This is a genomic window from Halococcus agarilyticus, from assembly GCF_000334895.1.
GTDB classification, from domain to species: domain Archaea; phylum Halobacteriota; class Halobacteria; order Halobacteriales; family Halococcaceae; genus Halococcus; species Halococcus agarilyticus.
In genome coordinates this window covers 189,398-200,842 of the sequence record NZ_BAFM01000003.1, presented here as the reverse complement: position 1 = coordinate 200,842, position 11,445 = coordinate 189,398, and the positions used below count along the sequence as shown (strand labels likewise).

At 67.6% G+C, this 11,445-nt stretch carries 7 protein-coding genes; 4 read left to right on the top strand and 3 right to left on the bottom strand.

The window, feature by feature from the left end; translation table 11 throughout:
• Positions 1-100: 100 nt before the first annotated feature.
• From gyrB to glmM, 3 genes are all read left to right on the top strand, one after another.
• A complete protein-coding gene (gene gyrB, locus TX76_RS03990) occupies positions 101-2,029 on the top strand; it encodes a DNA topoisomerase (ATP-hydrolyzing) subunit B (protein WP_049899323.1) in 1,929 nt (642 codons plus the stop codon).
• 331 nt (positions 2,030-2,360) lie between these two features.
• A complete protein-coding gene (gene gyrA / locus TX76_RS03985) occupies positions 2,361-4,814 on the top strand; it encodes a DNA gyrase subunit A (protein ID WP_195155990.1) in 2,454 nt (817 codons plus the stop codon).
• A 395-nt stretch (positions 4,815-5,209) separates the two neighbouring features.
• Positions 5,210-6,574 carry a phosphoglucosamine mutase gene (glmM, locus tag TX76_RS03980; RefSeq protein ID WP_049899321.1) on the top strand — a complete coding sequence of 455 codons (1,365 nt, stop codon included), beginning with the start codon at positions 5,210-5,212 and terminating at the stop codon, positions 6,572-6,574.
• A gap of 39 nt (positions 6,575-6,613) precedes the next feature.
• Here glmM and TX76_RS03975 read toward each other — a convergent pair whose 3' ends face one another.
• Both TX76_RS03975 and hisI read right to left on the bottom strand, forming a co-directional pair.
• A complete protein-coding gene (locus tag TX76_RS03975) occupies positions 6,614-7,747 on the bottom strand; it encodes a DUF7118 family protein (protein ID WP_049899319.1) in 1,134 nt (377 codons plus the stop codon).
• Positions 7,740-8,123: a phosphoribosyl-AMP cyclohydrolase gene (gene hisI / locus TX76_RS03970; protein WP_049899317.1), complete on the bottom strand. Its 384-nt coding sequence runs from the start codon at positions 8,121-8,123 to the stop codon at positions 7,740-7,742. Before hisI ends, TX76_RS03975 begins: the two co-directional genes overlap by 8 nt.
• 270 nt (positions 8,124-8,393) lie before the next feature.
• Between hisI and TX76_RS03965 the strand changes: the two genes are divergently transcribed.
• Positions 8,394-9,539, top strand: coding sequence for an inorganic phosphate transporter (locus tag TX76_RS03965; protein ID WP_049899407.1), 1,146 nt, complete (start codon positions 8,394-8,396; stop codon positions 9,537-9,539).
• Between the two features lie 40 nt (positions 9,540-9,579).
• Here TX76_RS03965 and TX76_RS03960 read toward each other — a convergent pair whose 3' ends face one another.
• The gene (locus tag TX76_RS03960) at positions 9,580-11,427 is read right to left on the bottom strand and encodes a carbon starvation CstA family protein (protein ID WP_049899315.1); all 1,848 of its coding nucleotides are present in this window, start codon (positions 11,425-11,427) and stop codon (positions 9,580-9,582) included.
• Positions 11,428-11,445: the final 18 nt, after the last annotated feature.

Sequence of the window (11,445 nt, the reverse complement as noted above, 5' to 3'; positions counted from 1 at the left end):
GCACTATCGAGCGGCGAAAACCGAGTGACGGCGGCAGCGTGCGCGCTCGCGCGCGTGCGAGGGTTTTATTGTTCCTGGAGACCTACCGACGGTAGATTCAATGTCTCACGACGAGTACGGAGCCGGACAGATTCAGGTACTCGAAGGGCTCCAAGCAGTTCGAAAGCGCCCGGCGATGTACATCGGCTCGACCGACGCTCGCGGTCTCCATCATCTGGTCTACGAGGTGGTCGACAACGCCATCGACGAGGCGCTCGCCGGCCACTGCGACTCGATCGAGGTCACGATCCACGACGACGAGGACCCGTCGGTCAGCGTCACCGACGACGGTCGTGGCATCCCGGTCGACGAGCACGAGGACGGCAAGTCCGCCCTCGAAGTCATCATGACCGTGCTCCACGCCGGTGGGAAGTTCGACAAGGAGTCCTATCAGGTCTCCGGCGGCCTCCACGGCGTCGGCGTCTCGGTGGTGAACGCGCTCTCGAAGTGGGTCGAAGTGACGGTCAAGCGCGACGGCGCGGTCTGGAAACAGCGCTTCGACCACGGCGCACCCGAGGGCGAGATCGAGCGCGTCCGTGACCTCGACGAGGACGAAGAGACCGGCACCGAGCTCCAGTTCTGGCCGGACGACGCCATCTTCTCCACCACGGCGTTCGACGCCTCGACGCTCGCGAACCGGCTCCGCGAGCTCGCCTTCCTCAACTCCGGCGTCGAGATCGAACTCCACGACGAGCGCGACGAATCGCGCGAACGGTTCCGGTACGACGGCGGGATCCGGGAGTTCGTGGTCTACTTGAACGAGTCCAAAAGCGCGCTCCACGAGGACGTCATCTACTTCGAGGACGCCGCCGCGGTCGAGGACGGCGAGGTCGCGGTCGAGGTGGCGATGCAGACCACCGACGAACTCCAAGGGTCGATACACGCCTTCGCCAACAACATCAACACTCGTGAAGGCGGCACTCACCTCACCGGGTTCAAGACCGCGCTGACGCGGGTCGTCAACGACTACGCCGGCGACAACGGTCTTCTCAAACCGCTCGACGGCGAGAATCTCAAGGGAAGCGATATCCGCGAGGGGCTCACTGCCGTCATCTCGGTCAAACATCCCGATCCGCAGTTCGAGGGCCAGACCAAGACCAAGCTCGGCAACGGCGAGGTCCGGGGGATCGTCGAGAGCGCGGTCCACGAACACCTCGACACCTACTTCGAGGAACACCCCGACACCGCGAAGGCAGCCATCAGCAAGGCGGTCGAAGCTGCGAAGGCCCGCCGGGCGGCGAAGAAGGCCGAGGAACTCACCCGCCGGAAGTCGGCGCTCGAATCCACCGCCCTCCCAGGCAAGCTCGCCGACTGTCAGACCCGCGATCCCGAAGAAGCCGAACTGTTCATCGTCGAGGGCGATTCGGCAGGCGGGAGCGCGAAACAGGGCCGCAATCGGGAGTTCCAGGCGATCCTCCCACTCTTCGGCAAAGTTCTCAACGTCGAGAAACACCGATTGGATCGGATCCTCGAAAACGACAAGATCCGGAACCTCATCACCGCGATCGGCGCTGGCGTCGGCGAGGAGTTCGACATCGAGGACGTGCGGTATCAGAAGATCGTCATCATGACCGACGCCGACGTCGACGGCGCGCACATCCGGACGCTCTACCTCACCCTGCTCTATCGCTACCTCACGCCGCTGATCGAGGCCGGCTACGTCTACGCCGCTCAGCCACCCCTCTATCGGGTGCGCAACGGTGGCGAGACCTACGACGCGATGACCGAGGCCGAGCGCGATCGGATCGTCGAGGAGGTCTGTGGCGGGACGCCGGACCAGGTCCAGCGGTTCAAGGGCCTCGGCGAGATGAACCCCGACCAGCTCTGGGAGACCACGATGAACCCCGAGAACCGCATTCTCAAGCAGATCACCCTCGAAGACGCCGCCGCCGCCGACAAGATGTTCTCGGTGCTGATGGGCGACTCCGTCGAACCCCGCCGGGAGTTCATCAAGAGCCACGCGACCGACGCCGACTGGGTGGACATATGACCACTTTTTGCTGCGCTCAGTCGCTCGCTAGCGCTCGCTCCTTCGCTGGCAAAAACTTGGGGAAAAAGCCTGCGTCCCTCCCTACGGTCGGTCCTTGGCCCGCTCGCTCCCTGCGGTCGCTCGCGGTAGGGCTGCTGGCGCTTTCCGCAACCGCACAGCACCGCCGAAGCCCTCGCCGCGCGCTCCCTTCGGTCGCTACTCACTCGGCCTCTGGCCTCGTTCGCGCGCCTCGCCCTTCATCCGCCAGGCCCGCACCGCGACCGCCACGCCGCCGCGCGGCGGCTGGCTCGCCACAACCACCCGTTTCGAAACTTCCCCTGAAAACTGACTCATGAGCTCAGACATCCCCCAATCCAATCCGGACGCAGCCGCGGACATCGAGGCCGTCCGGATCGAGGACGAGATGGAACAGTCGTACATCGACTACGCGATGAGCGTCATCGCCGGACGCGCGCTCCCGGACGTCCGCGACGGCCTCAAACCCGTCCACCGGCGCATCCTCTACGCGATGCACGAGGAGGGCGTCACCAGCGGCTCCGGCCACCGGAAGTCCTCCTCCGTCGTCGGCGACACGATGGGCGACTACCACCCCCACGGCGACAGCGCGATCTACGACGCGCTCGCGCGGATGGCCCAGGACTTCTCGATGCGCGCGCCCCTGGTCGATGGCCAGGGCAACTTCGGCTCCGTCGACGGCGATCCGCCCGCCGCGATGCGATACACCGAGGCCCGGATGAGTCCGATTTCGGAGGAACTGCTCGCGGACCTCGGCAAGGACACCGTCGACTTCCAGTCGAACTACGACGACCGCCTCGAAGAGCCAGGCGTCCTCCCCGCCGCGTACCCGAACCTCCTCGTCAACGGCTCGTCGGGCATCGCCGTCGGAATGAGCACGAACGTCCCACCGCACAATCTGGGCGAGGTGATCGACGCCACGATCCATCTCATCGAGAACCCCGACTGCGAGGTCGAGGACCTGATGGAGTACGTCAAGGGCCCGGACTTCCCGACCGGTGCCGAAATCGTCGGGCGCGAGGCGATCCACTCGGCGTACACCACCGGTCGCGGCCGGGTTCGAATGCGCGCGAGCTACGAGATCGAGGAGATGGGAGATCGGGAGCGGATCGTCATCACCGAACTCCCCTACCAGCAGAACAAGGCCAAGCTCGTCGAGCACGTCGCCGATCTCGTCAACGACGGCACGCTCGAAGGAGTCTCGGACCTTCGCGACGAATCCGACCGGGATGGCATCCGGATCGTGGTCGAACTCAAGCGGGGCGCACTGACCGATGTCGTCGAAAACCAGCTGCTCGAACACTGCCTCGAAAAGACCTTCGGCGTCATCAACCTCGCGCTGGTCGACGGCGAGCCCCAGGTGCTCGACCTGAAGGAACTCCTCGGCCACTACCTCGACCACCGCCGTGAGGTCGTCCGGCGACGCTCCGAACACGATCTCAATGAGGCCGAGGAGCGCGCCCACATCCTGGAGGGGCGGCTGACCGCGCTCGAACACGCCGAGGACGTCGTCGAACGAATCCGTGACGCCGAGGACCGCGACGCGGCGAAGGCGGCGCTCCGCGAGGCCTACCAGTTCTCCGAGCGCCAGGCCGACCACATCGTGCGGATGCAGTTGGGGAGTCTGACCGCGCTCGAAGCCGAGGAGATCGAGGACGAGCACGAGGCCGTCGAGGCCGAGATCGAGCGCCTCGAAACGATTCTCGCGAGCGACGCCGAGCTCGATCGGGTCATCACCGAGGAGCTCCGCGAGGTCCGAGACGAATACGCCGACGACCGCCGGACCCGGATCGTCGAGGACTACGGGACCGTGACCCGCGAGGACCTCATCCCCGACGAGGAGGTCATCGTGGTGATGACCGAGAACGACTACATCAAGCGGATGCCCGCGAGCGAGTTCGACGCCCAGGGCCGGGGCGGGAAGGGGATCATCGGGACGAAGCTGAAGGAGGGCGATCGGGTCTCGACGGTGTTCCGGGCGAACACCCACGACTACCTGCTCGCGTTCACCAACCAGGGGTACGTCTACCGGCTGAAGGTGTACGAGGTGCCCGAGATGGGCCGGACCGCCCGCGGGAAGTCGGCGATCAACCTCGTCGATCTCGACGACGGCGAGGACATCACCGCGGTGGTGGCGACCGACGACCTCGGCGCGGAGGAGTGCCTCACGATGGTCACGCGCGAGGGCTACGTCAAACGCACCTGCGCGACCGACTTCGACAACATCCACTCGAACGGGCTGATCGCCACCCGGTTGGAGGAGGGCGACGAACTCGTCGACGTCGAGGTCACCGCGAAGAACGGCGACGACGACGATCTCCTGATCGCCACCCGGCAGGGGATGGCGATCAGGTTCCCGAAGGGAGAAGCGAGGGAGATGGGCCGGAGCGCGCGCGGCGTGAACGCGATCAAGCTCACGGGCGACGACGCGGCCGTGGGCGTGGTCGCCGCGAGCGACGACGCCGACCTGCTGACCGTCACCGAGAACGGCTACGGCAAGCGAACGCCGATGGGCGAGTACCGCACCCAGTCACGCTACGGCAAGGGGCTGAAGGACATCAAGACCAACGATCGGAACGGCCGTGTGACGGCGATCGAGGCCGCGACGGCCGACGACGATCTCGTGGTGATGAGCGAGGGCGGCCAGATCATGCGCACGAGGGTCGGCGACATCTCGACCGTGGGCCGGAACACGATGGGCGTCACAGTCATGAAGCTCGACGACGGCGACCACGTGGCCTGCGTGGACGTTCTCTCCGGCAGCGACTGATCACCTGACGGGTTCCCGATCCGCCAAGCAGCGGTTTTTCGTGTCTCGATGGGCGGCGTGAGTGGCTGCGCCGTCAGGCGGCTGTGGTGCGGACCTGGCGTCCTGCGGTCGCTCCGCGACCACAGGGCTCAGGAGAGCGTTGCTCTCCTGGCGGATCGAGGGCGAGGCACGACCGGAGGGAGTGTCGAGGGCTCGGGCGGTGCTGTGCGGTGGCGGAGCGGTTTGCGGTAGTCGCCAGTAGTTCTACCGCGAGCGACCGCAGGGAGCGAGCGGAGGTTTTTGATCCACATTTTTGCAAGTGGGGGGGTCGCGCGAGCGCAGCGAGCGCGATCCCCCCGCAGTAAAAAGGTGGGGTCCGGAAGCGATTTGTAACTCGGGTCCGGAACGCCGACCGAATGGAACTGTTCGGGTCGAGTGGGATCCGCGGGGTCGCGAACGAGACGGTGACGCCGGAGTTCTGTCTCCGGGTGGGAATGGCGGTCGGCACGGTCGTCGGCGGTGAGCGAGTCGCGGTGGGTCGCGATACGCGCGCGACCGGCGAGATGTTCGCGAACGCCGTCGTGAGCGGGTTACAGAGCGTCGGCTGTGACGTCGATCGGCTGGGTGTGCTCCCGACGCCGGCGGTCCAGCTGTACGCCGAGGACGAAGTCGTCCCGGCGGTGATGATCACCGCCTCGCACAACCCGGCGGAGTACAACGGGATCAAACTCGTCGGCGAGGACGGGATCGAACTCCCGGTCGAGGAGTTAGAGCGCGTCGAGACGGCGCTCGACGAGGACGGGTTCGCCCGCGCACGGTGGGACGGGACCGGCGACGCGCGAACGGTAGATGGATATCGGGAGTCCTACATCGAGGAAGTGGTGGACGCCGTCGACCGCGGCCGGATCGCGGGCGCGGACCTGACGGTGGCGCTCGATCCGGGCCACGGCGCTGGCGCGCTGACCAGCCCTGCGATCTTCCGCGAGCTCGGGTGTTCGGTCGTCACGGTGAACGCCCAGCCCGACAGCCGGTTCCCGGGCCGAGACCCCGAGCCGGTGCCCGAGAACCTCGCCGGCCTCGGTCGCCTGGTGCGCGCCGCCGACGCCGACGTGGGGATCGCCCACGACGGCGACGCCGATCGGGCGATCTTCTTCGACGAGCACGGCGAGTACGTCGAGGGCGACGCCACGTTCGCGGTGCTCGCCGCCGGCGTGCTCGACAGCGACGCCACGACCGTCTCGGCGGTCACGGCCTCCCAGCGCCTCGTCGACGTGGCCGATAAGGCGGGCGCGACGCTCGAACGCACCCCGGTCGGGAGCACGCAGATCATCTCTCGGGTGCGCGATCTCGAAAGCGAGGGGCAGTCGGTACCGGTCGCGGGCGAGGGCAACGGCGGCGTGCTCTTCCCAGCATACCGACTCGCCCGCGACGGCGCATACACCGCCGCCCGCTTCCTCGAACTCATCGCCGAGCGACCGGCGAGCGAGGTGGTCGCCGACGTCGGCGGCTACCACAACGTTCGGACCACGGTCGGCTACGGATCGGACGCCGAGCGCGAGGCGCTGCTCGCCGCGGTCGCTCGCCACGCCGAAGCGAACTCCGGCGATCTCGATACGACCGACGGCTACCGCCTCGACTTCGGCGACGCGTGGGTGCTCGCCCGCGAGAGCGGCACCGAGCCGGTCGTGCGGATCTACGCCGAGGCGCGCGAGGCCGACCGCGCACACGAGCTCGCCGACGATCTCGAAACGGCGCTCGACGCCGCACTGGCCGACGCGTAATCCTTTGTCGAGCTGTCGCGTCAAAAGACGAATCGCGCGTCAGAGCGGTGGATGGTCGTCGAGCGCCGCGGCGAGCCGGTCGCGTTCCGCACGCGCCTCGTCGAGTTCGCGATCGAGCGCGCCGCTCGACAGCCGCTCGCGCTCGTCGGCCGTGAGTTCGGCGCGCGCCCGCGCGGCGTTGCGGAGGCGTTCGTATCGGTCTTCGCGCGCGAGCGTCCGTATCTCGCGGAGCGCCGCGACCGTCTCCTCGCCGGCGAACCGACCGACGACCGCGACGAGCTCGCGGGCCCGCCACCGGAGGTCGTCGGCTGACGGCGGCGGCCACCCGATTTCGAGCGGCTCGCTGTCGATGCGTTCGAGGTAGCTCCGGTGGACGGCGACGTGACGTTTGAGCTCCTGCGGATCGTCGACGTAGTGCGCGAGCTTCGAGGGGGAGTAATCGGCGTACTCGATCAGCGTCGGAACGGGTTCGCTTCCCACCGCAGTGGTTTCGACGTACTCGCGGAGCTCCGCGGGCGGCGAAGCGAACGCCACGAGAGGATACCGTTCGGTCGTGGCGATCAGTCCGAGGAACTCGCGCGCGCTCGCCTCGCGCTCGAACGTCGCGAACGCCTCGGCGACGCGGTCGTCGTACGCGGCGATCGGCTCGCGAAGATCGGCCACGGGCGCGTCGAGATCGGCGTCGCCGAGTTTGTGGATGCGTTCCAGTTCGTCGAGACGGTCGTCGAGCGTCGCGAGCCGGTCGTCGACCGCCCGGCGGGCGTCGCGGTATGTCTCGGCGCGTGCGTCGCGCTCGGCGAGCAGGTCCGCGAGATCGCCGGCGGGCGCGAGCGTCTCGCGGGCGGCCGCGAAATCGCTCTCGGAGAGCCGGCGCTTGTCGAAGCGCTCGGCGGTCGTCTCGAACGCGTCGCGGTGTGGGAGATCGTCGTCGAGGTCGTCGACGAACGACTCGTAGGCTTCCTGGAACTCGATGAACGCCTCGAAGTCGCCCGTTCCGGTGGCGCGACCGTCGTACCGATCGAGCAACGTCGTCGCCCGGTCGTGGGCCGCCGCGACCGCTCGGACCTCGCTCTCGCCGTGGTCTGTGATGTGGTCGGCGGTCTCTTCGTAGGCCGCGTGGGCGGCTTCGAGATCGGCGACCACGTCGTCGGATGCGGCGACGGTCTCACTCATAGACGTCGTCGGGATCGAACACACGGTCGCCGACGTGCTCGCCGTCGAGCGTGCGGTAGAAACAGCTCCGGTGGCCGGTATGGCAGGCTCCACCCTCCTGTTCGACGAGGTAGAGCAGCGCGTCGCCGTCGCAGTCGACCCGCACTTCCGTGACGTTCTGGACGTGACCGCTGGTCGCACCTTTCTGCCAGAGCTCCTCGCGGCTGCGCGAGTAGTAGTGGGCCAGCCCGGTCTCGCGGGTGCGTTCGACCGCTTCGGGGGAGGCGTAGGCCAGCATCAGGATCTCGCGGCTGTCGCTGTCCTGGGCAACGACCGGAACCAACCCGTCTGCACCGAAATCGAGTTCGGGGGCGGCGGCCGAATCCGTCCGACTCATAGCGGAGATGGCCGCCTCGCGTCCATAGGCTTTTTGTGTCGAACGCCGAGCGCGACGGCGACTGCGTCGATCGGTCGCCAGCCGCAAGCGACAGTTCTTTCGTTCGGCATGCACATCGTTCACAATCATGGAACGGTCGTACGATGACCGGTTGGTCGCGCCGCTCGACGACGATCACCACCGGGGTGAGCGGTAGTGGTGTTCGCCCCCGTGCTGCAGACCTCCGCACCGCTGCTCGTGGTGGTCGTGGCGGTGATCGCGAGTCTCGGGATGGCGTGGGCGCTCGGTGCGTCGTCGAACTCGCCACCCTTCGCCCCCGCGGTCGGCGCGAACGCGCTCCCGACGATGCGTGCGGCCTTCTTCATCGGTGTGTTCGCCGCGCTCGGCGCGGTCGCTCAGGGTGGGAGCATCTCCGAGACGGTCGGTCAGGACCTCATCAACGGCGTCTCGATCACGCCGCTCGCGGCCGCCGCCGGCCTCCTCACCGCGGCGGCGTTCATCGCGGTCGGCGTCCAGACCGGCTACCCGATCCCGGCGGCGTTCGCCACGACCGGCGCGATCGTCGGCGCGGGGCTGGGGCTCGGCGGCGACCCCGCCTTCGGCACCTACCAGCGCCTCGGGACGTTCTGGATCGCGGTGCCGTTCGTCTCGGCCTCGATCGCCTACGGGACCGCGACCCTGCTGCGCCGTGACGACGTGCCCGAGGAGATCGGGGTGTCGGCGCTCGCCGGGATCGTCGGGGTCGTGCTCGCGAACGTCCGGCTCGCGATCTTCCCCGCCCCCGACGGCCAGGGCACGCTCGCGGGGTTCGTCTCTCGGCAGACGGGCGGCGGGATCGACCTCGTCGGGACGTACGACCTCGTGGGCCTGGTCGCGAGCCTCGTGTTCGGCGCGCTGGTCTTCCTCGCCGTCCGCCGGCAGATGCGACGGTCGGTCGATGCCGGCATCCGACAGTTCCTGATCGGGCTCGGCGCGATCGTGGCGTTTTCGAGCGGCGGGAGCCAGGTCGGGCTCGCGACCGGCCCGCTCGAACCCCTGTTCGACTCGCTCGGCACCCCGGGGATCTTCCTGCTCGGCCTCGGCGCGACCGGGATCCTGCTCGGGGCGTGGATGGGGTCGCCACGCCTCCTCCAGGCGGTCTCGCGCGAGTACTCGCAGCTGGGTGTCCGGCGGTCGATCGCCGCGCTGATCCCTGGCTTTCTCATCGCCCAGGCGGCGATCGCGCTCGGGATCCCGATCTCGTTCAACAACATCATCATCTCGAGCGTGATCGGGAGCGGCCTCGTCGTGGGTTCCACGGGGGTATCGAGTCGGAAGATCGGCGTGACGGTCGCGGCGTGGCTGGCGACGCTCGTCGGTTCGACCGCCGTCGGCTTCGGGTTCTACCGCCTGCTCGCGATCGTGACCGGCGCGTAGTACGCTCCGTTCGTGGAGAAGGGAGTCGTCGCTTCGACCGTCAGTCGTCGCTCGGCTCACCCCCGTCGGCGACAGCCCCAGTGCCGGCACCGCCACGGACGTTGCGGACGTTGGTGATGCCGAGATAGAGGAGTCCGATCGTCAGCCCCACCAACACGATGGCGATCACGCTCTGGAGTGCGAGCGAAACTGCTGCGATCGTCCCCTCGTAGTTGCCCGCAAGGATGTCCCCTGGATTGCGTATCACGCCGATCCACAGCAGCGCGACGATAGTGACCCCGATCATGAACACGAGCGGAACGCCCGTGCTGATCAGCTGCTTGCTGTCGCTCCAGTTGGCGAGCCAGACCGTCGCCACCAGCAGCGCGAGCGCGGCGAGGGTCTGGTTCGCGGCTCCGAACAGTGGCCAGATGTTCGACCACGTGCCGCTCGCCACGAGGAAGTACCCACCGACCGAGAGGATACCGGTACTGACGTACCGGTTGACCGCGATCTCCTGGGTCGACGTCTCGGGCGTGCCGACGATCTCTTCGAGCATGTAGCGGCCGAGCCGCGCGGCGGTGTCGGTGCTCGTCAGCAGGAAACTCGCGAACACCAGGCCGATAAAGGCCGCCGCAGCGAGCATCGGGATCCCGAGAGCGGTGAGCAGCGCGCCGCCGCCCGCCGGGAAGGTCACGAGCGCGGCACTCAGCGACTCGGTGGTGGTGGCGATGATCGAGACCGCGACCACCGCCGTCACCGCGAGCAGCCCCTCACCGAGCATCGAGCCGTAACCGATGAGTCGCGCGTCGCTTTCGTTGTCGAGCTGTTTCGCGGTCGTCCCCGAGGAGACCAACGAGTGAAAGCCGCTGATCGTCCCACAGGCGATGGTGACGAACAGGAACGGGAAGATCGGGCCGAGATCCGAGTGGACGAGTCCGGTGAACGGTTCGATCTGGGTCGTGAGCGAACTCACCGTGACGTCGATCCCCGCCGAGGGAACCACGACGTCGACCGTGGTGAAGCCGACGAGCGACCCGACGACGATCGCGAGCAGCATGCCGCCGACGCCGGTGTAGAGCAGGCTCGACGTCAGGAAGTCACGCGGCTGGAGCAACACCCACACCGGGAGGACGCTCGCCGCGAACGCGTAGAGCACGGTGACGAGGATCCACGCCGCCACGTTCGGGTTGATCGACGCCGCGAGCGGCAGCCAGTCGAGCGCGCTCCCGAACAGCACGATCGTTCCCTCGGGGAGCTCCTCGCGCGCGGCCAGCGCGATCGGGTACTGGAGACCGACCCAGACCCCGGCGAACACCGCCGCGACGAACCCGACCGCACCGGGAAGGAAGGGGAGATCGAACTGGTAGAGATACACCCCAAAGAGCACCGCGAGCGCGATGTAGATCACCGACGCGGTGGCGGCCTGAGGGAACGCGTCGAAGATGCTCCCGATCAGGAAGGCGAAGGCCGCGATCACGAGGATGATCGTGAGGAAGGCGAACCACAGCAGCATGTCCTTCCCGCGTTCGCCGACGTACTCGCCGATGATGTATCCGATCGACTTGCCCTCGTGACGCATGCTGGAGGACAGCGACATGAAGTCGTGCACCGCCCCGAAGAGTGGGTTGCCGATCGCGATCCAGAGGATCGCCGGGAGCCAGCCGAACGCCGCCGCGGCGGTGATCGGTCCCGCGATCGGCGCACCGCCCGCGATCGAGGAGTAGTGGTGGCCGAGCAGCACCGACCGCCGCGAGGGGACGTACTCCTGTCCGTCACGATACTTGTGTGCCGGCGTCTCGCGCTCGTCGTCGAGTTCGACGAACCGTGCGAGATACCGCGAGTAACCGAGGTATCCCACGCTGAACGTGATGAGCGCCGCCACGACGAGCCAGAGTACCTGTACCATGGTGAACTCTCTCAGGAC

Bases quoted from the DNA above. Each gene is read 5' to 3' on its own strand.
- gyrB (WP_049899323.1), top strand. From the start codon at position 101: ATGTCTCACGACGAGTACGGAGCCGGACAGATTCAGGTACTCGAAGGG.
- gyrA (WP_195155990.1), top strand. From the start codon at position 2,361: ATGAGCTCAGACATCCCCCAATCCAATCCGGACGCAGCCGCGGACATC.
- glmM (WP_049899321.1), top strand. From the start codon at position 5,210: ATGGAACTGTTCGGGTCGAGTGGGATCCGCGGGGTCGCGAACGAGACG.
- TX76_RS03975 (WP_049899319.1), bottom strand. From the start codon at position 7,747: ATGAGTGAGACCGTCGCCGCATCCGACGACGTGGTCGCCGATCTCGAA.
- hisI (WP_049899317.1), bottom strand. From the start codon at position 8,123: ATGAGTCGGACGGATTCGGCCGCCGCCCCCGAACTCGATTTCGGTGCA.
- TX76_RS03965 (WP_049899407.1), top strand. From the start codon at position 8,394: ATGGCGTGGGCGCTCGGTGCGTCGTCGAACTCGCCACCCTTCGCCCCC.
- TX76_RS03960 (WP_049899315.1), bottom strand. From the start codon at position 11,427: ATGGTACAGGTACTCTGGCTCGTCGTGGCGGCGCTCATCACGTTCAGC.